The sequence below is a fragment of the Thioclava sp. DLFJ4-1 genome (genome assembly GCF_002020145.1).
In the GTDB taxonomy this organism is placed as follows: domain Bacteria; phylum Pseudomonadota; class Alphaproteobacteria; order Rhodobacterales; family Rhodobacteraceae; genus Thioclava; species Thioclava sediminum.
Genome location: NZ_MPZT01000002.1, coordinates 924640 through 948571 on the forward strand (window position 1 = coordinate 924640; position 23932 = coordinate 948571).

At 58.6% G+C, this 23932-nt stretch carries 15 protein-coding genes; 13 read left to right on the forward strand and 2 right to left on the reverse strand.

Features of this window, described 5'->3' with window-relative positions; translation table 11 throughout:
* The first annotated feature begins 66 nt into the window (after positions 1-66).
* Positions 67-2517, forward strand: a complete 2451-nt coding sequence (gyrB, locus tag BMI85_RS09660; RefSeq protein WP_078549568.1) for a DNA topoisomerase (ATP-hydrolyzing) subunit B — start codon at positions 67-69, stop codon at positions 2515-2517.
* Between the two features lie 310 nt (positions 2518-2827).
* Here gyrB and BMI85_RS09665 read toward each other — a convergent pair whose 3' ends face one another.
* The gene (locus BMI85_RS09665) at positions 2828-6640 is read right to left on the reverse strand and encodes a hypothetical protein (RefSeq protein WP_078600980.1); all 3813 of its coding nucleotides are present in this window, start codon (positions 6638-6640) and stop codon (positions 2828-2830) included.
* A 323-nt stretch (positions 6641-6963) separates the two neighbouring features.
* Between BMI85_RS09665 and BMI85_RS09670 the strand changes: the two genes are divergently transcribed.
* The gene (locus BMI85_RS09670; RefSeq protein ID WP_210402332.1) at positions 6964-9588 is read left to right on the forward strand and encodes a DUF4238 domain-containing protein; all 2625 of its coding nucleotides are present in this window, start codon (positions 6964-6966) and stop codon (positions 9586-9588) included.
* A gap of 232 nt (positions 9589-9820) precedes the next feature.
* Here BMI85_RS09670 and BMI85_RS09675 read toward each other — a convergent pair whose 3' ends face one another.
* Positions 9821-11026, reverse strand: a complete 1206-nt coding sequence (locus BMI85_RS09675) for a DUF4365 domain-containing protein (protein WP_078600984.1) — start codon at positions 11024-11026, stop codon at positions 9821-9823.
* A 560-nt stretch (positions 11027-11586) separates the two neighbouring features.
* On the opposite strand from BMI85_RS09675, the gene BMI85_RS09680 reads away from it, so the two are divergent.
* The 11 genes from BMI85_RS09680 to BMI85_RS09735 all read left to right on the forward strand — a co-directional run bounded on the left by BMI85_RS09680 (position 11587) and on the right by BMI85_RS09735 (position 23630).
* Positions 11587-11844 carry a hypothetical protein gene (locus BMI85_RS09680; protein ID WP_078600987.1) on the forward strand — a complete coding sequence of 86 codons (258 nt, stop codon included), beginning with the start codon at positions 11587-11589 and terminating at the stop codon, positions 11842-11844.
* The gene (gene hxsB, locus BMI85_RS09685; RefSeq protein WP_078600990.1) at positions 11844-13253 is read left to right on the forward strand and encodes a His-Xaa-Ser system radical SAM maturase HxsB; all 1410 of its coding nucleotides are present in this window, start codon (positions 11844-11846) and stop codon (positions 13251-13253) included. The genes BMI85_RS09680 and hxsB overlap by 1 nt, the downstream gene beginning before the upstream one ends.
* On the forward strand, positions 13250-14329 hold the full coding sequence (gene hxsC, locus BMI85_RS09690) for a His-Xaa-Ser system radical SAM maturase HxsC (protein ID WP_078600992.1): 1080 nt from the start codon (positions 13250-13252) through the stop codon (positions 14327-14329). Before hxsB ends, hxsC begins: the two co-directional genes overlap by 4 nt.
* Positions 14326-14862, forward strand: a complete 537-nt coding sequence (gene hxsA, locus BMI85_RS09695; RefSeq protein WP_078600994.1) for a His-Xaa-Ser repeat protein HxsA — start codon at positions 14326-14328, stop codon at positions 14860-14862. Before hxsC ends, hxsA begins: the two co-directional genes overlap by 4 nt.
* Before the next feature lie 19 nt (positions 14863-14881).
* Complete coding sequence (locus BMI85_RS09700; RefSeq protein WP_246832535.1) at positions 14882-15235, forward strand: TIGR03982 family His-Xaa-Ser system protein; 354 nt, start codon at positions 14882-14884, stop codon at positions 15233-15235.
* Positions 15219-16445 carry a His-Xaa-Ser system-associated MauG-like protein gene (locus BMI85_RS09705; protein WP_210402333.1) on the forward strand — a complete coding sequence of 409 codons (1227 nt, stop codon included), beginning with the start codon at positions 15219-15221 and terminating at the stop codon, positions 16443-16445. Before BMI85_RS09700 ends, BMI85_RS09705 begins: the two co-directional genes overlap by 17 nt.
* A complete protein-coding gene (locus BMI85_RS09710; protein WP_168174763.1) occupies positions 16442-18016 on the forward strand; it encodes a cytochrome c peroxidase in 1575 nt (524 codons plus the stop codon). Before BMI85_RS09705 ends, BMI85_RS09710 begins: the two co-directional genes overlap by 4 nt.
* 1507 nt (positions 18017-19523) lie before the next feature.
* Complete coding sequence (locus BMI85_RS09720) at positions 19524-19787, forward strand: helix-turn-helix transcriptional regulator (protein ID WP_078601004.1); 264 nt, start codon at positions 19524-19526, stop codon at positions 19785-19787.
* A 224-nt stretch (positions 19788-20011) separates the two neighbouring features.
* Positions 20012-20719 (forward strand): hypothetical protein, encoded by a 708-nt coding sequence (locus BMI85_RS09725; RefSeq protein WP_078601006.1) that lies wholly within the window; start codon positions 20012-20014, stop codon positions 20717-20719.
* On the forward strand, positions 20716-22662 hold the full coding sequence (locus BMI85_RS09730) for a Mu transposase C-terminal domain-containing protein (RefSeq protein WP_078601008.1): 1947 nt from the start codon (positions 20716-20718) through the stop codon (positions 22660-22662). The genes BMI85_RS09725 and BMI85_RS09730 overlap by 4 nt, the downstream gene beginning before the upstream one ends.
* Positions 22659-23630 carry a TniB family NTP-binding protein gene (locus BMI85_RS09735; protein WP_078601140.1) on the forward strand — a complete coding sequence of 324 codons (972 nt, stop codon included), beginning with the start codon at positions 22659-22661 and terminating at the stop codon, positions 23628-23630. Before BMI85_RS09730 ends, BMI85_RS09735 begins: the two co-directional genes overlap by 4 nt.
* The last annotated feature ends 302 nt before the right edge of the window (positions 23631-23932 follow it).

Genomic DNA, 23932 nt, shown 5'->3' on the forward strand with positions numbered 1-23932 from the left:
GTCTGACACGTGACATTCCTCTGCCCAGCCGATATAAAACCGGCAACAGATAAAGGACGGGCAGGCATGACCGACGACACCCCGAAGAAGAACGCATACGGCGCCGATTCCATCAAGGTTCTCAAAGGCTTGGAAGCCGTGAGAAAACGGCCCGGCATGTATATCGGCGATACCGATGACGGCTCGGGTCTGCACCACATGGTCTATGAGGTCGTGGATAACGGGATCGACGAGGCCTTGGCGGGTCACGCCGACTACGTCGCCGTGAAAATTCACGCGGATTCTTCGGTCTCCGTGCGCGATAACGGCCGCGGGATTCCGGTCGATATCCACGCCGAGGAAGGCGTCTCCGCGGCCGAGGTCATCATGACCCAGCTGCATGCCGGCGGGAAGTTCAACAACACCGACGATGACGGCAACGCCTACAAGGTGTCGGGCGGTCTGCACGGCGTGGGCGTCTCGGTGGTGAACGCGCTCTCCGACTGGCTGGAACTGACGGTCTGGCGTGACGGCAAGATCCACAAGGCGCGCTTCGAGCATGGCGAATGCGTCGAGCATGTGCATGTCGTGGGCGACGCCCCGAACGAGAGCGGCACCGAGGTGCGTTTCCTCGCATCGAGCAAGGAAGACGACCCCGAGGGCACCTTCTCGAACCGTGAGTTCGTCTTCGCCACGCTGGAAAAGCGCCTGCGCGAACTGGCCTTCCTGAACTCCGGCGTCCGTATCATCATCGAAGACGAGCGACCCGCCGAGCCGATCAAGACCGAGCTGCATTACGAAGGCGGCGTTCGGGAATTTGTGAAATATCTGGATCGCTCGAAAAACGCCGTGATGGAGGATCCGATCTACATGGTCGGCGAAGTGCGCGGCATCGGAGTCGAATGCGCGATGTGGTGGAACGACAGCTACCATGAGACCGTGCTGCCCTTCACCAACAACATCCCTCAGCGCGACGGCGGCACCCATATGGCGGGCCTGCGCGGCGCGCTGACCCGCACGATCACCAAATACGCGCAGGAGAGCGGTATCGCGAAGCGCGAGAAGGTCGATTTCACCGGCGACGACGCGCGCGAAGGTCTGACCTGCGTGCTCTCGGTGAAAGTGCCCGATCCGAAATTCTCCAGCCAGACCAAGGACAAGCTGGTCTCCTCCGAGGTCCGCCCGGCGGTCGAGAACCTCGTGAACGAGAAGCTCGCCGAATGGTTCGAGGAGAACCCGAACGAGGCCAAGCAGATCGTCGGCAAGATCATCGAAGCCGCGCTCGCGCGTGAGGCTGCCCGCAAGGCGCGCGAACTGACGCGCCGCAAGACGGTGATGGATGTGGCCTCCCTGCCCGGCAAACTCGCCGACTGTCAGGAGAAGGATCCGTCGCTGTCGGAAGTCTTCCTCGTCGAGGGTGACTCCGCAGGCGGTTCGGCCAAGCAGGGCCGCGAGCGTAAGAACCAGGCGGTGCTGCCGCTGCGCGGTAAGATCCTCAACGTCGAGCGCGCGCGTTTCGACCGGATGCTCGGCTCGGATCAGATCGGCACGCTGATCACCGCACTCGGCACCGGCATCGGCCGCGACGAGTTCAACATCGACAAACTGCGCTACCACAAGATCGTCATCATGACCGATGCAGACGTCGACGGTGCGCACATCCGGACGCTGCTGCTGACCTTCTTCTTCCGCCAGATGCCCGAGATCATCGAGCATGGTTACCTCTACATCGCGCAGCCGCCGCTTTACAAAGTCGCGCGCGGCAAGTCCGAGGTCTATCTGAAGGACCAGACCGCGTTGGAGGATTACCTGATCGACATGGGCGTCGAGGGGGCCATTCTGCGGCTCAACACCGGCGAAGAAATCTCCGGTCAGGACCTCAAGCGCGTCGTCGAAGAGGCGCGCCTGATCAAGCGCATCCTCGCGACTTTCCCGACCCATTACCCGCATCACATCCTCGAGCAGGCGGCGATCGCAGGCGCGATGGTTCCCGGCAAGATCGACGGCGATGCGCAGGGCGTCGCGAACTCGGTGGCCGAGCGTCTCGACCTCGTCGCGCTGGAATACGAGCGCGGCTGGCAGGGCCGTCCGACGCAGGATCACGGCATCCGCCTCGCCCGCGTTCTGCGCGGCGTGGAAGAGGTCCGCACGCTCGACGGCGCAGTGCTGCGTTCCGGCGAAGCGCGGCGTCTGGGCAGCCAGACCGACCAGCTCAAGGAGGTCTATGACCGCCCGGCGAAACTGGTGCGCAAAGAGCGCGAAATCCTCATTCACGGTCCGCTGGAACTGCTCGACGCGATCCTCAAGGAGGGCGAAAAGGGCCTGAGCCTGCAGCGCTACAAGGGTCTGGGCGAGATGAACCCCGAGCAGCTCTGGGAAACCACCCTCGATCCGTCCGCACGTACGCTCCTGCAGGTCCGCATCGAAGACGTGGCCGAGGCCGAGGACATCTTCTCGAAGCTGATGGGCGACGTCGTCGAACCCCGCCGCGAGTTCATCCAGCAAAACGCCCTCACGGTGGAAAACCTCGACTTCTGACGCTCTGTAGGTTTGCGCAAAGCTTTGCGTTCTACCCATAAGATTGCGCGATTTGCGCATAAGTTTGCGCGGTCGGAAAAAATGCTGTGAATCGTCAGTCGGAATTTTCTCGATGTTTCCGGCTGGCGGTCAGGGAATTTTTCCTGCCGGCATAGCCCAAAGCTCAAACGGCAGAGTTCGCGTCGATTCCGATCGTTCATCAAGCGTGATGGAGACGCCGCGACCTTGTGTTGCCCGGAAGTCTGACGCTTCCGGCCCTCTCCTGCCGCTCGCATAACGCGAAACCAATGACCGCTCCCGGATCAACTCATCAATAGATTTCGCTCTTCAAAGAGCGGTTCACGCCGTCCAGCATCGTAGCTGCCCAGTCTCCGAGAACGGCATCACTACTCCAAGAAGCGAGCGGCTTTGTGAAGATCAGTAGATGTGGTTTCAGCGAGCCGCTCCAAGAACTGGGATAGATGCGCTGGCGCAAAGCATCGCGGAACCGCTTTCGGTCGCCATACAGGTTGGCGAGTTTCTGGAGCGCGGGGTGCCAGGTCCATTCGCCGCTCCTCTGTTCGAGGATCGGGAAGAAGGTAAGGAGGAATGCGATGCGACCATCCGGATCGACCGCAACCCATTCAAGCATCAGTTCGATCGGGATATCGAATAGGGCTCCAGCGCCGACGCGCGAGAGTCCACTTGCGAAGGGCTTGGTAGCGGAAGTGATGGCGTTCATGCGATCACGTTCGACCGGTGTTGCGATCTCGTAAAAACTTGCGAGTACAGGCCAGACTGCAACCGGAGCGCGTAGAATTATGGTGTCGAGGGCCCCGCGTAGCACCTCTGGAGGACCGCGGCGTCTCGATCCTGAGGTTCGGCAGGCAAACACAAGCTGATCGGCAAACCGACGAGCGAAGGTGTCGTCGATCCCGTTAGAGGCGTCGACCAAACGGAGCAACCGATCGTAGGAATAATCGGCCATGGTAGAATTGCCATCTGCTTCTTCGGCGATCGATGGTGAAAGGATCGTGAACTTTACCAGATCGACGATTTTGGGCGGAAGCATCTTCTGGCCGTGTGTATACATGGACAAGATCTCGAGTGCAGCCCATGCTCCTCCGTCAGAGCCACGCTCAACGAGCGCCTCGATAAACGTTGAAAGGACGGCGTGACCGACTTCCTCGAGGCGACGTCCATAGGCAACCGAAATACTCTGAGCCGGCGTCACTTTGCCGTCGCGAACGTCGTCCGCGAGATTGTTGAGGCGTTCATCAGTGACGCGGAGCGAGTTCATAATATACATCGGATTGGCAGCGAGGACCTTCGATGTATTGGCAATGGCTTCAAGCTTACCGACGGCGTCTGGCTTATTGCGAAGGTGGTTATCGAGGGCCGATAAAAGGGAGGCGACAAAGTTGACGCCTGCCCGTGTGCCGCTCTCGTCTAAGGCAGTGACGGCTTGCTCGAACGTCTCCAAAGGGGCCTGCAATTCCGGAGCCAAAGCGTTTGCAAAGTCCTGTGGCGCATTCATTTCTTCCGTCGCCATGGCGTGGATGGCGCGGGATAGCAGCTTCGGATTTCTCGCGATCACTGGCGCAAGTTCTTGCACGCGACGCGCCGAATATTCGTAGTCGGGGTCCTCCTGATCCTTGGAGTAGTGTTTCGCGGGATCGTGCAGGTCCGCCCTCCAGAAACGGCTATGGAGGCGGACCAAATCCACCGGGTCTGTCGGTAGGGTCGCGTCGAACAGCGTTCGCACAGCGAGCGAGAAGTCATTCGGCTCTTCGGGCCGATCGAAATAGAGCCAGTCACCGATCCCGTGAGTGGCGTCAAACCAATGACCAGAGTAGGCGATCACTTCTTTGACAAATATCTCAAGGGTGGGCAAAAGTTTTGGCGACAGTAGATTGCGGATGTCGCCCGCGACATGCTCTTCGATAGCCGGGCGCAGTTCGATGTCATTGCGCCAAAGTTCGAGCAAACGCTTGAGAGCCCAGTCGAAATAGGCGTCGATAGTGCCGTGATCGGCAGGCACCCATTCCGGGTGATAAGCTTCAGCGCCGATCTGCTCGAACTGTTCTGACCGAGAGATATGGGTTTGGATCATGGCTCCGAGCGCTTCGACACCAACGCGGCGGATACGCGGATCGTCTTCGTCCAGTGCCTGTTCCAAGGCAACACGACGGAGCCGATCATCAGCCTGCGAGCCTGCGAGCGCAACCTGGAAGAGCTGGTGTAATAGCTGCAAGATCGGCTGTGAGCCCTCAAGAGGGGCGACGGCCGCGAGCCGCAGAACCATCTGCGCGGCGGGGCCGAAGCTCTTCTGGCGCGAGGCGAGAAGACGCAATGCGTCAATGAGTTCTTCAGTGACGTGAATTGCTTCGACATCGGAAAGCGGTACTTTCGCAATCGCCCAGTATAGGGATGCCCCTGTGCGATCGGGTTCGACATGAACGAAGGCGTTGAGATAGGGCGCGACGTCGGGTTGGACGATGTTTGAGCCAGCAAACCGTGTGCGCAATAGCGTATGGATGGCCTCGCTCAGCGTATGGGACCTTGCGAGGAAGCGCCAGCGTGCGAGCATGGCGTCTCGGTGATGACACGGCGCGCCATCCAGAAACGCTACCAATGTTGAGGGGCGCAGATAATCGAGGCGGCGCAGCGCGAGGAAGTTAGCGATCGGACGGGGCTGAACGACCATTGCGCCATGATTGCGTTCGACCAGATGCTGCCGGGTGGCGATGACGAGGTTCTCGTACATTAGTTCACCCTTCATATGAACCAGCATCTCGGCGAGTTTATCGAAGGCGGCTGGTTCCTCATCGGGCAAAAGGCTGTCGAACAATGAGAGGCATTCGAGCGCCCGCACGGTTTCGCGATCAGCACCGACCGCATCCATGATCTGCTGTGCAACATCGTCGACCGACTTTAGTATCGCTTTTTTCTCGTAGCTCTCGGTGGCGAATACAGCGATGCGAGGAAACCCGTCGCAAAGGTCCGCGATATAGTTGAGTTCATCGTCCTTGGCCTTGGTTAGCTTGGTCGTAAGGATGCCCCTTATCGTCGCGCGATCGGCCTTGGAGGGCCGAACCATGACGCAATGATCATCATGTTCGAGCCCGTCGGCGCCGATGGTGATGATACGAAGCTGGCTACCTTCAGTAAGAGCGAGTGCGTTCAGTTCGCGAGCTTTATCGAGCGGGCATCCGTCCACGACAAGAACTGCGGCCGAGCCCTCCTTCACGATCTGGTTCGCGACGTCCCAGAGGCGATCTCCAACCTGGCTGAAGTCGCAGAAAACAAAGTTGGCGGCAGCGAGACCCTTGAGAAGACCAGTGCCGGTGCGAAGCGCATGATACAGTGCCCGGGTCTTGCCGATTCCTGAGGCACCCCAGATGCGAACAGAAGCCCCAGGCTCTTCCAATTCGACGAAGAGGCGCTCGGCGAGTTGAGAAAACTCGATCGCATCGGCCTCATGGGGGCCGAGCGAGAATTTGCGGTCAGGACTCTCAATGAACGGTGGTGCGGCGATGTCAGCGCGTTTGCCCCAATGATCGATGGTCGAGAAGCCAGCAAGGTCGATCGCAGCGTGGCGCTGCTTGATCCAGACAGCGACGCCGGGGTGCGCGCTCGCCCACGCGGCGAGCTTATTTCCCTCATATACATCGACCGTCGCGAGATTGGTTGGGTCACCACCGCCGGCCTTGATACCCTTCTTTATCGCGTTGACGCGGTCCGTCGGTTTGTTACCGACGAGCGCCGTGGTGGTAATGCCGATGTAGCTACCGCCGCGAGCAAGGGCATCGCGCACGGCGTCATTCAGAATTTTGGTCGTAACTTTATTATTTTGGGTGGGTTTGGTCCAAACCTCTTTTTCCCACTGAGCGTCGCCCGCGTCCTTCGCCTTGCATTGAAAGGTGATATCGCAGCTTGGGAGGAAATTGGTTGATTTTGCGCCACCGGTCCAGACAATTCTTGCGTCCTGCCCGCCATCGGCGACGGTGATTTGCAGCGGAACGTCCACCCCTCTTAGCGGAACATTAGCATTGCGGGCTTCGGCGTAAAGAAGACGACGCAACAACTCGACGAGCTCGTCTCCAGTGAAATCTTTGATCTCGTTAGGATGGACTGTAAACATAATGCCTTTCCAATGTGTCTGCATCGTCGGCAAAACGAAAAGATGACCTAACGGCAAAGGCTTGGAGGGAATAATACCGCCGGGTTGGTTGATCTCACGCCAAGGTGTTAGCCTTTAAGCATAGGTTTGTGCCAGCAGTCCAATGGAAGCAGGCAGAAAAATTGAGCTCGTAGGATGAGGAATAATCTGTTTTCAGAAGGTTGCCTCGATCCGCGACAGGCTCTGCTTCGTTCGTGTTGCCGACCTTGGTGGAGAGCGCAGCGAAGGTCCGCTCCCCGCCCAGACCTACGGGCCCGTCGCGAACGGCCCACTCCCGCCTCTCAATGGTCGACAGTTCAATGGCGGCTTTGCGCCCCGTTTCCCGACCTTCGGCAAGCTGCTCGCTAACGTTAACAGCGGACATTGACGGTCGACCGATCAACAGATCAGGATGGTCGGATATCCAGTATCGGACGCAGCGAACACTTATGTCGGTAACCAGGAAGAACCATTATGTCCCGCAATGGCATCAGGAGAGGTTCTTCGCCCCAGGGAAAACCACGCATTTCCTCCTGGACCTGCACCCACCTACCTTCAAACGTCGGGACGGAACGGTCGCCAGCGGGCGCTGCCTTTTCGATTCACCCACGTCGCGGGCGTTTGTCGAGCAGGACCTTTACTCCACATTTTTCGGGGTCGAGGTCAACGACGAGATCGAGAAAATGTTCTTCGGTGACATCGACAGGCGAGGTGCCGCCGCGATCCGGGCATTCTGCGGCGATGACCAACGTGCTTGGCATCAACACTTCGAGGACCTTTTCGAATTCCTGGACATTCAGAAGTTGCGGACGCCCAAGGGTCTCGCATGGCTACGTCAGCAGTATCCGGAGATTGGTCGGCTCGGTGATGTGTTGCCGAGTGTTGCCCAGAACCAGTTGATGTTTGAGATGCAGGGTATCCGCATGCTCAACGTTACGACCTGGACCACCGGAGTTCGGGAGATCGTCTCGGCGGAGCGAGCTGACGTCAAGTTCATCCTGAGCGACCATCCTGTCACTGTCTACAACCATGCCATACCTCCGTCCGACGCTCGCAACCGGTATCCCGAAGATCCGTCGACCGCTCTCAAGGGCTCGCAAACGCTTTTCCCGTTAGGGCCGGACCACCTTCTGATTCTGACCAACCTCGAATACGCGAAGAACCCCGGGACACCCCCCGATGCGAAGCGGACGTTTGCGCGAAACTACCAGTCCACGATGGTTTCGACGATCAATTTCATCAGGAAACGGTACCTCACCGACGATCAGGTCGCCGAGGTGAACTTCGTGATCAAGGCTCGTGCGAACCGCTATGTCGCCGGATCCCGCCGGGAGGATATTTTCCCCGAAAAGGTGGTGTCCAAGCCCTGGGCTGACCTGCGTACGACGTTCTTGCCGCCTCCAGACGAGCTCCATCGGTTTGGCGGAGAGATGTATGCCCACTTCGAGAACGGAGATGTCCACTATCAGGACGAGTTCGGACGAACCGAGAAGCCGCGGGAATGGCTTCTGAAGGAGGAGCCGAAGACCCTGCTACTGCCTCGCGACTACTGTCCGTGTGGCTCCGGCAAGTCGTTCGGGAATTGCTGTCAGGACAAGCCGGCGCACCTGCGCACGTCGTGGTCGGAGAGGAGTATCCGTGAGCGAAACATGATGTTCATGAACGCCCTGACCCAGCTCTTCGAATTGGGGACCAAGGATTGGGAAACGATCCGCCGTGAGATGACCGACGACAAGATCGCGCGAATGTATCGCCTGTACGAGGCCCTGTGGCCGCTGGAGACTGACCTGCTGGCTCTCTTGCCCAAGCCGGACGGCAAGATGCGCTCGGTCTATACAGGATCGCCGCATCCCAAGTTGATCCTGGAGTTCGCGCTCGGCGCACCGCTATATTTCGGTGAGGTCATTATACAAAATCCATTCTTAATCTCTCGGACCCTGCAGAAGGACAAGCGACCCACTGAGCACCCCCGCCGGTACCGAGGCGAAGCCCTCAAGACCCTCATGACCTTCTTCCAGCTCATGCCACTTGTTGAGGCCGGGCTGATCACCCTGATCCCGGATCCATGCGATTTCGATTTTCACCTCCGTGAACAGATGATGGCCATGGCTCAGGCCCGTTCCCGAACCATCAAGTTCGACCCCTCCGACGACCCGAGGCTCGAGGCGGTGATTCAAGAAGACATGCGCCGCATGATGCTGAACATGCCGAAGGACGCCCTTGCTGAGCGCATTTTGGAGATGGCTGGCGATGACGAGCCAATCGAGAAGGATACCCTTATCGATCTCATCGAACGGATGAAGGTCGAAGACGAGTTAGCCATCCTTCAGGACGAACCGCTCACCAAGGGCGGCCAGCTCGAACTCATGAAAATGACCCCCAACTTCGAGATGGCGATGTACTTGGCCCAAGCCACCGGCGCGCAGATAGTGACTGACAGCCCCTTCCGCTGGAGAGAACTCCACGCGGCGCTCGCGCGGCGGCACCTCGGAACCAACCCTGCCCTGATCCAGTTGCAGAGCGAAATCTCATCGAATCCAATCGGATTTCCGGGAGGCCCCCAAGCGATATTCCATGTGTACGACGACCCGTCGTTTCGCGGGATGGAGACGCTTTTCCGTGCTGCCTTCTCTTACACGGCGGCTCGTAGCGCGGACAAGCTGAAACCAAACTTCGAAGCACACCTCGCCGCACGCTTCCGGCGACAGCGGGACTCGATGAATTCCATAATCGCCCGCGCCAAAGTCCCCTCCGTCGCGGCGCGCCTTACGACAGAGTTCCGCTTCGGAGGCTTTCAAGACAACACCATCAATCGGCTACTGCTAATGTCGAGCTCTGAGCACCACTTGCACTCCGTTCCTATGGCGACGTTGATTGAGCGTTGGGATGCTGCACCACGAGCGGACAACGCGAAATCTCATGTTCACTGAGCTCAGAGGGTAACGTAGGTCTATCGGCTGCTCTGTACCGAGCGCGTCGATACGGTCGGGCGGGTCGCAGGAAAGGCTTGCCGCGACGCCGCATGGCCGCTTCGAGCCCTAACTGACCGTGTTGTTCTTGGGAGACCTCGCATTCGCAGCGCGGAGGCGTCCGTCGCATCCGGCCCGGAGCTGCCTGAATAGAACACGTCAACATCGCCTCCTTCAACCAACGTCCGCTGCCCTATCTCACGTCTCGGCGTAGGAATGAGATATCAGCGTCGAGGCGATCCAGTTTATCGCGATAGCTACTCATGAGTGATCGCACCTGCGAAGGGCGACGCGACATTCTTTGAGCCCAAATCAACCCCGCATTTCCCACTGTAGCGAGTAGCTCTTGGATTGCCTGATTTAGCCGCTGGCATTCGTTAGGAGCTGCGAAGCTGTCGTCCCACATACTTTCAAACTCTTCGGCAAGTACGGCGAAACCTGTTGCGTGTGGGCTCTGGTCGCCGCGCTCAAGCAATGAGTCCAGGCCTTTCTGTACGTCGGGCAGCTGAGCAAGCAACTTATCGACGTGTTTCAGGAAGTCGGCTTTCGAAGCGCGTCTTTCGTCGATAAACTTTGATAGCTCCGTATTGCCTTTCCAATCGATCACAAGCCCGCTACCGTCTTGTTCTCCTTCATACGCGTGCGGTCTGGAAGATGCTTCCAAGCTTGGTGAAATCCACTGAAATCGGCATATCCATGATGCCGATTCACGGTCAATGTCTCGCAGATATACAAAGCCCCAAACTACATCGATGGGTCGTCCACCAAGCACCCTCTCCGAGAGCTCATCACGATGATACTGGCTTGATTGGCCGTCCTTCAGCGCCGCTCGAACGATTGCACCAAGCAAGGGTTTGCTAACTGGCTTACTTCCGGGATGAACGACAATATCTAAGCTAACCCGTCTGGCATTTGCATGGCTTTGATCTTGTTCGGCGTGAATTGAATAGTCACTTGCTGCTACAATTGGTGAAGCTATTGAAGTGAGATCAAGTGAACTGTCTGTGCCTATGGTCTTATTCTTGGATACAAGAATTTTCCATCCGTTAGCTGTTCGAACACACGTCTCCTCGGTCGCGATTTCATAGTAGCAAGCACGCTTATCTATATCGCAAAGCACCAAGATGACCGGGAGTGAATGATTGATCCAAAGGTCCCTGTGCCGGTCAGACACATAGTGCCAAAATCCGTTCTCATCCTCTTTGGAAAAGTAGCTGGGACCGGCCTTGATTTGAGCGGCGATCAAGCGTCCCGTTGCTTTCGTGCGATCCTTGACTTCGATTTGGGCATCAATGCCGGAATCGGAAATCGACTGCTCACGAAAGATATGCCCTGCCTCAAGCACCCTCTGATCCAAGATGTTCACGCCAAGGCGGTTTGTCTGCTCGGTATCTGACATCGTTACCTCGTAGCACTATGATGGGCCGAGCCCCAAGCTTGAACTTTGCTATAGTCCTGACAACTGGTTTTTCCGATCACGCTCAGTGATTGTAATGGCCGCAATAGGCTGGGAAGCGGTCTGTCCTTGCGGAGAGGTGAACGCCCGCTCAGTCCCGCGTTGCTGCCGTCAAAGCTGATTGCAGCGAACAGCCAGAAATCCTCCGTTACAAAATCAACTCAGATGCCCCAGGTGCTGACGGGGGACAGGATCGAATCCGGCTTGTCGCACGGAGCCAAGTGGGTGTTCAGTCGAGCAAGCGTCGCCCTTCCTTTCTTCTAACGTTATCCGCCTGCGCCTTGAAATCGGATTGCGTAATCCAGCGGGGAATCCTGCATTGGGCGAACTGAGCATAAACGCCGGAAAAGAGCGGGTGTCGTTGAGCCACCCGCTACGAAAACTTCTCCCCATGTGCGTTTCTTGGGAGTCATAGGCTTGATTTTTGCCGGATTTCGCGCCCAATGAAGGCTATGCCACTTTTTTGACCGCCGATTATATTAGTAGTTTTCGAGACCGCCAACATGTCCGTGAGCCCCATTCTCGATATCGCGATCGATCCAGAATTTGATCTTTGCATCCCTGCGGCTCTTTTGCGCCTTGGGTATATTTATCCGGAGCTCGGCTTTTCCGGGTCAGACAAGGGTATCTCAGTGCACGGTGCGTCTGAGTGCGATCCCGCTCAGATCGAGCGCGAGGTGACCTACCAGATCTATCGCGAGAAGATCTTCCGGCAGACGTTGCCGATGCGGCAGAACCTCTACGCGATGCTGGCAGGGTAATGCAGATCTGGCCGCTTCGGTTTCGCGATCTCGACGATCGCCGGACGATCCTCGCGGATGACTCCGGCGCCTATTTCCTCGCCAAGAGTGAGTTCGTTGGGCGCTATGCGCGCGACGCGTTGAGCCCGTCGGACGAACGCTTCCTACTGGAGAAGGGCCACGCCTTCGAGCGGGCGGGCGATCTCGCCCATACCGGGTTTCTGGCGCGGTGGTCGCGGCGCCAGCATATCGGGGGCAGGTCGGCCTATATCATCCTGATTCCTACGCTGCGCTGCGACCTCAAATGTTCCTATTGCCAGGTCTCGCGCGCGCCGCTTGCGTCGCAAGGTTTCGACTGGGATGCGGAGACGCTTGAAAAGGTGCTGGGCTTTTTTGACGACCTGCCGGTCGAGGAAATCCAGATCGAGTTCCAGGGCGGGGAACCGTTCCTGAGGCTCGATCTTCTGGAGGCCGTCGCCGCCTTCGCGCGCCGGCGCTTCCGCCGTGTTCGTTTCGTGGTCTGCAGCAACCTTCAAACCCTTAATGAGGGCATCCTCGCGTTTCTGGATAGCGAGGACGTGCTGATCAGCACCTCGCTTGACGGACCTCACCAGGTCCATACCCGGAATCGAACGGGAGATACCGCGCTGACGGAAGTTTTCCTCAGCAACCTCAAACAGGTGATCGGCCGGATCGGTCCCGGCCGGATCTCCGCCTTGCCGACCGTCGACATCGAAGAGCCGCCCGATCCGGAGGACCTGATCGCGGCCTATGAGGCTTTCGGTTTCACTTCGCTCTACCTGCGCCCAGTCAATTACCAGGGCTTCGCCCGCAAGAGCCATCCCGCGGCCCGGACTTCGGCCGCCTGGAATGACTATTACCGAGATTTCATCAAGGCGCTGATCGCGCGAAACGCGCAGACGGAACAGGTGATGGAAGAGTTCTACATGGCCCATTGCCTGCGGCGCATCCTGGCGCCGGGGATGGACAGCCACACTGATCTACGCAATCCCAATGTCCCGACCGGCGCGAATGCCGTTATTGATTTCGACGGGCAAATCTATCCCAGCGACGAGGCGCGCATGCTGGCGCGAATCCGTCAGGTCGACCTCGCCATCGGCAACGTGAGCGATGGTCTGGACCAGGAAAAACTGGCCCTGCTGGCGCCGGGCCACATCAACAATTTCGATCCCGACTGCATCCACTGCCCTTATCAGCCCTTCTGCGGCACCGATCCGATCGACGATCTCTCGCGCAGCGGCCGGATCGATGTACCTCGCCATGAGAGCTGGTTCTGCCAGCGCCACCTTGCCGTCTTCGATCTCGCGATAGAGCTCCTTTATAGCACCGACCGGGAGGTCGAATTCACCTTGTCGCGCTGGCTCGGAGTCAAGAGTATTCCCGAGGCGCTGAGGCCCGTCGCGCCATGATCCAGCTTCGTCTCAAATCGGAGTGCGACCGCAACCTCGCGCCCTTTGTGACCCGCATCGCGGAAGGGGAGCCCAAATGCGAGGAGGATGCCACCCTCACGTCGTCGGAGGCGGGGGTCCTGGGCTACCGGAACAGTCTGACCAGGTTCCGACTTCGGGATGTCGCGCCCGCGGAGATCGCGGGCGATGTGCTGCTGATCGATCCGCGCCGCCAGATCGCCCATCGTCTCATCCGGGCGACCTCACCGCACAATACGTTTCTCGTCACCGAGCGATGCGACCAACTCTGCCTGATGTGCTCCCAGCCGCCAAAGCCGCAGCATCAGGACATGTTCGCTCATTTCCTCGCGGCCGCCCGGCTGGCGCCGCCCGGCGCTCAGATCGGCCTTTCCGGTGGTGAGCCGCTCCTGCACAAGGACGCCCTCTTTGCCTTCATCGACGCAGTCTTCGCCACCCGTGACGATCTCAGCTTTCACATTCTGACCAATGGTCAGCATTTCGAGCGCGACGATTTGGCATGGTTGCGGAAGCACCGAACGCGTCTGCTATGGGGCGTGCCGATTTATTCCGACGACCCGGCGACACATGACGAGATCGTCGGCAAGTCCGGTGCCTTTGCACAGCTGGCCCCGAATCTCGCATTGCTCGGTCTCGCGGGTGCCGCGCTCGAACTGCGGACCGTGGTTCTGGCGCAAAATGCTCTTTATCTGCCGCGCCTTGCAGATTTCATCACGCGGCATCTGCCATTCGCCGCGACTTGGGCAATCATGCAGATGGAGCGCATCGGCTATGGCCGGATGAACTGGACGCGATGCTTTTTTGACAGCAGCATCGACTTCGCCAGTCTCGGTGCGGCCATCGACTTGATGCGCGCGCGACGCCAAGGCGTCACGCTCTACAATTTCCCGCTTTGCACAGTGCCGCCAGCCTATCGGGATCTCGCGGCACGATCGATTTCGGACTGGAAACAGAAATATCTTCCGGCCTGCCGCGCCTGCAGTCTACGCGCCAGCTGCGCCGGGTTTTTCGAGTGGTATCGGGAGGAGGACGGCTTCATGGAGATACGGCCGCAATGAAGAAGATCGGAAAATTCGCCATCACGCTCGCGGCCGCGGGCTACGCGCCGCAAGGGGCCCAGGCCATCGCCCCGCCCCGGTCGGATCGTCATGACGACCCATCGGCCTCGCTCTTCCAGCTTCTCCGGGGCGAGCACACCTACACTCTGGCTGGGCACCGGTCACATTCGAGTCACGGCTCGCATGGATCACACGGTAGCCATCGCTCCTCCTCCGGTGGGGGATATTCGAGCGGCGGCAGTACCTATAGTCCGTCTAAACCCTTGAGCAACAGCACCCCGCCCTCTTATGTCATGCCGCGCGCGCCGCAGGCCCCGAAGACGCTGCCCGGGAACAGCGCGGCTTTCAATGAGATCGTCAAGCGAGTGCAGACGGCACTCTATACCTATGGCTACTACACCGGGGCCATCGACGGGGTCGTTGGCACCGGCACGAGGACCGCGCTCAGCAAGTTTCAGAAGGACTGGAACCTGAAGATCACCGGCACCATCACTCCCGAGGTCCTCGATGCGCTCAATATCGTTGCGAAGTAATTGGGTCCGGTATGCCTTGGTGCTGGCCTGTGGCCTGATCATCGGCCAGATGATTCCGCCACTCTGGGTCTGGGGTGTGATCATCGCCGCCGAGCCGGCTTACCAAGAGGCGACCTATCGCTGCGACCGCTCAATGCGCGCGCATCTGCTGGCTAAACAGAAGTTGGAGGCCGACCCCTCCGCCGAGACCGTGCGGGCTCTCGAGGCGAGCGAAGTCGGCCTAATTGACTGCCAGGATTACGATCTGCTGCGAAAGCGATTGATGCTCATCGGGCTCGACGAGGCGGCGCTTGGCTACATGGCGCTCAAGGCGATCGAGGCTAAGGCGACAGATTTGCAAGATGTGATCGAGATCCATGAAATCCGCTACTAAGTTCTTCGCTGCTGTCGCACTGATCTGCGCCGCCCCAGCCATGGCCGAGACCATGCGCGAGGCCGTCTTGCGCAAGGCGGCGCTTGAGAACGGATTGCGTCCGGTCGAAGAGTCCTGGCCGGAGTTCGAACCGGAAAAGGCGGAGGTCGGCAAGTTGCTCTTTGAGAGCGAGTTGCTCTCGCTCACCCGCAATGTCTCCTGCCGCAACTGCCATCTCGACGAGTTTGGCTCCGCTGACGGTCTGCCGCTCGGCCATGGGGCTGGTGGCGTTGGCAAAGGCGCCGAGCGAATGAAGAGCCCGGCCGGCGTTCTCTCGCGCAACACTCTCGCCCTCTGGGGGCGGGGCGGCGTGGGCTTCGACGTCTTCTTTTGGGATGGGAGGGTCGATGCCAGCTCCGGCGACGTCCGAAGCCAGTTCGGCACCATGGCACCCTCCGACGACCCGCTGGTCGTGACCGTCCATCTGCCGCCGGTGGAATTCCGCGAAATGATCGGGGAGAGCGATGCGACCGAATGGCTACGCCAGGGCGACGTTGGCGCCGCGGCGCGGGTTCATACGGAAATCGCTCGCCGCATCCGCGAAACGCCGGAAATCGCCGAGCCTTTGGCGGTCGCATCCGGGCTCGAGGTCGGGGATCTTACCTACCTCCAGATTGCCCAGGCCATTTCCGCCTTCATTCGCTCCGAGTTCCGACTGCGGGAGACGAGGTTCCATCGCTTCATCTTCGAAGATGAACCTCTGACCGATCGGGAACTGGCCGGGGGACTCCTATTCTACGGGCGCGGGCAATGCGCTGCCTGTCATACGGGCACCTATTTCTCCGACCTTGAATTCCACGCGATCCCCTTCGGGCAGTTCGGTTTCGGCTTCAACGGTTTCGGCATCGACTACGGCCGCTACAATTTCACACAAGACCCCCAGGACCGGTACGCCTTCCGAACGCCGCCACTCTACAATGTTGCAAAGACCGCGCCGTATTCCCATTCCGGGGTCGAGCCGGATCTTGCCGCGGCTATTCGGGCGCATGTCGATCCTTTGGCAGAGATCGATACCAGCAGCCTTTCGGCGCTCGACCGGGCTGAGGTTTACCAAAAGATCGCGCGCTGGTCGCTGGAGCCGAGCTACGCGGTCGAGCTCAGCGACTCGGAGATCGCGGAGCTCGTCGCCTTCCTTGCGGCGCTGGAGTTCGATCCGGAGCCCGCGCGGTGAAGTGGGTGCGCCGGCGCGGCCTGCTCGACCTCCTCACCCGGATCGCCGTCATCGGGCTCGGTCTCTCCCTGCCGGCCTGGTTCTACCTTGCTGAGCTACGTCCGCGGATCGAGCTTCACCGACTGGAAAAGAACGTCCGTACCCTCGCCGCCGCCTGCGACCAAGCCCTGCGCACCGCAGAGACCGCGGAGGAGACACACGACCAACTGGACGCGGCGCAGGCTTTGCGATTGGACCAGTCCCTCGAAATCGGCCGGTTGCCGTGCAAGAGCTACACTGCGCTCACCGAGAAGCTTTTGTCGGACGGGATATCGCGGCATGCGCTCGCGGCCCGCAATCTTTCCGCGACTTCGGACCCCGCTTATCCAGACCTGCGGGCGGCGCAGAGCGATGCTGACCATCTCGATGCACAACTGCGCGTAGCGTCCCGGCTCTTCGACCTCGCGCCACTGCCCCTGAAGGAAGACCTGCGCGATGCGAAGTTCCGACTCGGCGAACGGCTATTTTTTGATCCGCTGCTGAGTGGACAAGGAGAGCGGACTTGCGCCACCTGCCACGTCTTGGCCTCAGCGACTGCAGACGGGGCTGCATTGGAGACACGACTTGACGTGTCACCGAATTGGTTGCCCGACGTTCCTGCGCGCAATGTGCCCGATCTCTGGAACCGTGACCACAACGATGTCTCCACGATGCTCTGGGACGGCCGACTTCAGGCCGTGGCTGCCGCCGATCAGGGTGGACTGGTGCTGCCCGAAGGTCTGTCGACGACTGGGTTTGAGAATCTCATGGCGCTGCAATCGGTGCGGCCGATCGTTATCCCGGCGGAAATGCTTGGCGAGCCCGGCACCGGCAATGTTCTTGCTCCCGAGGCACGCGGCAGGCCAGCCCCCGAGGCGGTGCTGGCCCGCCTCGCGTCGCGTCTCTATGAGGGCGATGAGCGCGGTGAGGTAGCGGGAACCTATCGGAGTCTGTTTCGCAAGAGTTACGGGGTCGGGACGGCCGACGAGGTTCGTCCGGCCCATCTCGGCAATGCGCTCGCACATTACATCGAGATCGCCTTCCAGTCCCGCGACACACCTTGGGATCGCTATCTCGCCGGAGACCTTTCCGCCCTCTCGGTGGATCAGAAGCGTGGGGCGCTCGTATTTTATGGCATCGGCCGGTGCGCGGTCTGCCACGCAGGCGATGTCTTCAGCGATTTCGGGTTTCATTCCGTCGGCGTGCCCGAGATCCGGGAGGAGAAGGACTTGGGCCGTTTCTATGCCACCGGTATGGCGGATGATCGGTTTCTTTTTCGGACGCCGCCCTTGCGGAACGTGACGCTCACCGCGCCTTATTTCCACAACGGCCAAGCCGACACGCTCGAAGTTGCGATCCGGCAGCATCTCGATCCCTATCGCTTCGCGCGCGCCTATGCCGAGGGTGGGGAGCATCTGATGGCGCCCACGGAAATCGACGCTATATCGCCGATTCTGGCGTCAGGTTCGCTCATCACCGAGGAGCAGGTCGGACTGCTGGTCGCCTTTCTGGAGGCGCTGGAGGATCGCCGTGCCGGGTCCCTTTCCCGCTAATCAGCAAAGTTGGGCCGGACTCTAATCGATGGTGGAGGAAAAAATCCTGTGGCAGTTCACAGGTAAGATCGTGACGCTACGATGATGTGGTCACCGTTCGGTAGCCTTAGCATTGTTCCCTGATCGCCGCTGGGAGCCATTGTTCTTGCACCTTCGCAAGAGATCGCATTCCTTTGAACATCAGGAAAACAGAAGTTCTTGGGGACGATGCCTTTCTCTGCGGAGCGTACCGAACTTATCAAAAGGCGCTTAGACGAGCGCTTAGAGGCTCGAACGCTGAATGATTGGGAGCGTTCGTTTCTTGCGGATATGCAGGCGCGATTTCGGCGATACGGAGGACGGACGAAACTGAGCGAACGCCAGTATCGAAAACTCTATGCGCTGCTGGACCTTCCCAAAGAACAAGAACTGCCTGATGGCGACATATCAGAAGGTTCTCGAGCTACACGCTCTGAACCAAAGCGGCGCCATCCCAGAGCATCAAACTCACGCCGTCAAAGCTATTCGCGCTCGAGGCGCCCCGCCTCGCCCCTTAGGGTCATCTATGGCCCGCGAAGAGCAATTCGGCGAGTAGAGCGCCAGCTGGGCCTCCCTGCCTTACTTGTTATCGGTTTCATTGCACTGTTCGGGGGGATCTTCTCGCGGGATACAGACAACACTTCTCCTGCCCACCAACCGTCTCAGTCGCTGAGCTCAGAAACAGGGAGTGAGGTTCTTTTTGTGACTGGCAGAAGCGTCAATCAGAGATCTGGCCCCGGCACAGAAAATCAAATTATGGGGGCTTTGAGCCAAGGCACATCGGTCAAGAAGATCAGCTCACAAGCAGGCTGGACACAGATTAGATCCTCGCTGGGGACCGGTTGGATGGCTACGAGTTACCTATCTTCTCACAATCCATCCGCTGGCAGCCCTCAGGCTCCCACCAAAGGCCGCTTGATCGCTGCAAGTGACGTACGGGTCATCGACGGTGATACGGTGGCTATTCACGGCGAGCGTGCAAACGTTCGCCTTGTTGGCTTCAATACACCAGAGGTCGGTTCCGCGGCCTGCAACGCCGAATATGCTTTAGGCCAGCGCGCAACCTCCAGACTCAGAGAAGTCATTCGAGGCGCGAAAAGGATAGACTTTCAACGTGTGGCCTGCGCTTGCCGCCCAGGCACAGAAGGGACACGAGCCTGCAACTACGGCCGCGAGTGCGGCTCTCTTTGGGTTGACGGGAGAGACGTAGGTGAGCTCTTGATCTCTGAGGGTCTTGCCGTGCGCTACATCTGCGGTCGAACCCGTTGCCCGCCTCGGCCGGGAAATTGGTGTCGATAGAATACAGAGCGCGAATGATCGGCATGCAACTGGGAACCGAGGCCATGCCGATAGGACGTAGAGGTTAGCCGTTGTCTGCTCGTTCATAGTGATCAGCGAGGCTGCCGCATGAGCCAAGGGACGTTTAACATCAACTTAGACTGAAGCAGCCGGTCTCCCAGAAAACCTCAAACCGTGCTATAAGAACCCGATGAAAAGCTTTCGAGACAAGATGCTTGAAGCGCGTCCCGAGATCGCAGAGCGCGAGATCGAATTTCGCGCAAAAATCGATCTCGCCATGCAACTACGCGCGCTGCGCGACGCCGCGAACCTGACTCAAGAACAGGTCGCGGAGCGCTCGGGTATGTCCCTCGAAACAGTTCAGGCGTGCGAAGCACTCACCGGGGTGATGCCGGATCAGGCTGACGTCGCGTTGTATCGAGCGGCACTTCAGATTCACCCCTCAGCAGGCTGAAGCGCGAGTTCGTTCCATAATGCGTTGATTGCGCCGGGGACTTCTATCGGTGCCCGAGCCCAACTTTGTAGACGAAGACGCGTCTTTTGAAGGATGACCTGGCGAGCATTCCTCTACCACCTTGAAACCGATCCGGCCCGGAAAGCCACCTTTAAACCAGATTCCCGCCTGCAGTTCGGCCAAGTCTCCCGACATCAACCCCTGGGTGTATTGAGAGATTTCAAATGAATGCAGACGAGGGCGCTGAACCTGCGCGCCAAATTCGAAAACGTGGTTACCAAAAGAAGGTTAGCCTGATTTCTGGCACCAAGATGCGCGATGTGAGTCAGGCTGAAAGCATGCTGGAAGGCACGATCGCAGCCGCCGCGGAGGTCGACCCGAGGGTCACTAAGATCGAGTTCCAGCCGCTGACCTTCGATCTCAACACCGGTCGCGCCTATGCATCTAAAAAGAAGATGTTCGAGACATTGAGCGAACAGGGCTACAAGCCGTGGGCGTACACGCCGGACTTTCGCCTGACCCTCGCCAACGGTGAAAAACTACTCGTCGAAGGGAAAGCACGGCGCTGGCTCGACGCGCACCCGAGATTCGAACTGGTCATTGAGACCGTACATAAGCTCGGTCATCGCCTCATGCTCATTACTGATGAGATGTTCTCAGATGAATCGACGCGCGCACTCCGAACGCTGAAACCTCACGTTGCCCAGGCGCCTGATGTCGCTGCAATTGCAAAGATCAAAGCTCATCTCGAACTTGGCCCCGCAGAATTTCGGCGACTTCTCGAAGCCACAGGCACCAGCCAACGCGATTTATTCGGCGCCATCATTTCCGGAGCCGCAGTCTTCGATCCTATATCGACTCCACTTCGCCCATCGACGCTCATCAGTCCCGGTACAGGTGAGTTAGACCATCTCAAGGTGCTTCCGATATGAACCTCATTTCCGCCCCCGACGGCCGCTACCTCCGCCATGGAGAAACAATCTATCGTGTCATTGGACAAGATTCGGGAACTCCTAACATTGTTCTCGAAGATGAAGTCGGCGATCGAAAGTTCCTTCCGATCGAAGATTTTCGCATGCAGATCGCGCTCGGCAATGTCTCAGAAGCGAAGGTCCCGGACTTTGCAACGCGTTCGCTCAATCACGACACGCGCGAGGAAAAGACCTTTCGCGAAGCAGTCCTCGCGCGCGTGGGGCGGCATCGCGAAAACGGATATGGCTGGCCAACTGCTTGGGCGAAAGCACGTGATGAGCTTCAAAGCGACGCAAAGCATTGCGAAAGAGCGCGTAGCTTTCCTGCAATTCGGACAGTCCAGTATTGGCGGCAGCATGCGATGAGGATCGGGTCGCGCGCCATGGTCGACAAGCGCGCGCTGTCCGGCAATCGCAACTATCGACATGACGAAGTCTTCGAAGAAATCGTCTTCGATTTGCTTGAATCCAAGTTCCTTACATCAGATCGCATGACGGTCACGCAACTCTCACGACATGCGGCCGCGCTCTATCAAGCCGAATGTGCGAAGCGGAGACTTCGACCGGCACCGCATGGGCGCAAAGTCGTCGAAAGCATCATCGCGAGCCTACCGCACGAGGATGTGGTCAAAATGCGGCTCGACTCCAAGGAGGCGCGGCGGCGGCTAAACCAGGCGGCGCGCTTTCAGCAGATCAAAGCCCCATTCGAACGCCTTGAAGTGGATAGCACCGTCGCCGACATCTTCGTCATCATAGACGATCAGGGCAATGTTGCGCGTCCGCATGTGACGGCAGCGATAGACGTAGCCACAGGTCTGATTGTCGGCTTGGAGATCGGTATCGAAAATCCGACTGCAGTCACGACTGCGAAGGTGCTGAAAGAAGCGATGACACCCGCAAGCGACGCGTTCTTCGACAGGTTTGAGATTGAGAACCGGTTGAGGACCATGGGCCGTCCTTTGACAGTTGTCGCTGACCAAGGCAGCGAAAACAGCGGCGATATCATTCGACGATTGATCGCGACTGCGGGATTTGAATTTCAGCAAGCGATCCCCGGGCATCCGGAAAAAAAGCCGTTCATCGAACGCTTCTTCGGAACGTTTTCGGGGTTCGTAACTCAGCTTCCGGGCGCCACGAAGACGAAGATGATGCCGAACCGATCGCGCATCGCTCCAGCGAAAGTCGAGGCGAAGCTTACGCTCGAAGATTTCACTGCGTTTGTCCAAAAATGGCGTTTCGACAGCTACGCCCTAACAAAGCGGAGGCGTATTCACTCGATCTACCGAATGAGCGAAAGCCCGGCTCAAGCATGGAAGCGTCTCGAACAGGAATTCTTGGTTCCTGAGCCACCGAGCAAGCCAGAGCTTCGGCAGATATTCTTCGCCAAGCGCATAAGCAGGAAGCTCCATCACTACGGAATCGAGGTTGACGGAATTCAATATCATTCCGCAGACTTGAGCTACCTCAGCCGTACACTCGGCACATCCGAAGTCGAGGTCTGGCGCGACGTCACGGACATCCGGACGATCGGTGTAACTAACCCGAAGTCGAACGAGCTGCTTTTCGTCGGAACAAAAGACCCCGAATGTCCCCCGCTCTCAGTCGAGGAACTGAAGCGGATTCGGAAATCACTGGGCAAAACCTCCGCCGATCGCCTGACGGTAGAAGAACTTCTCAAAAGTGCGGCGGCAGACCAGCATCATTCCGAGAAACCGCTTGGAACGAAGCATCGCCGGAAGCTTCACGAAGCGAAAGCAAACAGGCGCAACCAACGCATCCGCGAGGCGGCATCGAGGCCCCACGCCTCCGCCGAGAGTTTGGTGGAAAGAGCGTCCCAAGCATCAAAGCCGATCCAACGCCCGGCGAAACTTGCCAAATTCTCAGATGAGCAGGCCGAGAAATGAACGATCTTCTCTTTGGAAAACGGATCGAGCACGAACGATACACTGCCGCCTACGAAGAGATGTGTGAGCGCATTTCTTTATGCGCTGACACAGGTGGCGTTGTCCCACTTCTCGGCCCCACGAGAAGCGGTAAGTCAGAGCTGCTTCGACATCTGCGCAACGACCTGGGACATTGGCGCCGCCTCAACATGGTCGCCGATACTTGCGACTTCGCATTGGGTTCGCTCGCTCCGAAACCGAGCGAAAAAACACTTCTCGGAGCTTTGCTCAGCACAATCGAACCGCGCTCAAATTTCAGCCGTGAATCAACAGAACTGGTCCGAAAACGCCTGACGAAACTTATCGAAGACCGCAAGCTCCGGATACTTGCACTTGATGAAGTCAGTCACTGCGCAGAACGCGGCGCCAACTTTCCACCTCGCAGCGCGACCGACCATTTCAAGTCTCTTGTCGATGAGACAGGCGTCGTGCTGGTACTCAGCGGGTTGCCGAAATTTCAGAAGCTGATCGACGACAACGAGCAACTGCGTGATCGCGCCATGCGCACCGTTACTCTTCATCCATATGCTTGGGGCGACGACGCTGATCGAGAAGCTTTTCTTGGTGCCGTGTACCCGTTTTTCGACCTCCTCGAGGAGAATGGCTATACGCTCGATTTTGACCAAGCCGATGCGATCCGTCGACTTTACGGCGCAAGCGGTGGACGCATTGGGCCGGTTGTTCGTTTGCTCTCGCATTGCATTCGGCTCATCGGCGATCGCAAAGCGGTCGAGTTCAGTGATCTGTCGAAAGCTTACCGTGCCTGCACTCAGGCCCAAAGCAATCTGCCGGACATGTTTGAGCTCGAGGACTTGGATGATTTCCATCTCGAATGCGCATACGCGAGCGTCATGAAAGATGCCGATCTCGCAGTCGCCCCTACGCGACTTCAGCAATTTTGCGCACAAAAGAGTCTGGTGGGCGAATGAGCGCCCCCAGTGACAGCATGAGTCATGAAAGCCTCACAGGGCTTCTGCGTCGCGTCGCGGACAGCGAGGGCTACGTAAGCCTTGCGGATTTTTCGCGACGTCTTCGCATGCGCTACGGGCGACCCATGGTCGAGCATCTCGAAGACTTGGCCGCCGAGTTGGATGTTAATCTTGACCGGCTGCAAGCGAGAGCGCCTTCGGTCAGACCGCCGGACCCATGCTACGAGTGGCGTTTCGACAGGCTCCATAGCGACCCATTTTGTCCCACATGCCTTCATGAGGGTTTACCGTGGCGAAAGGAA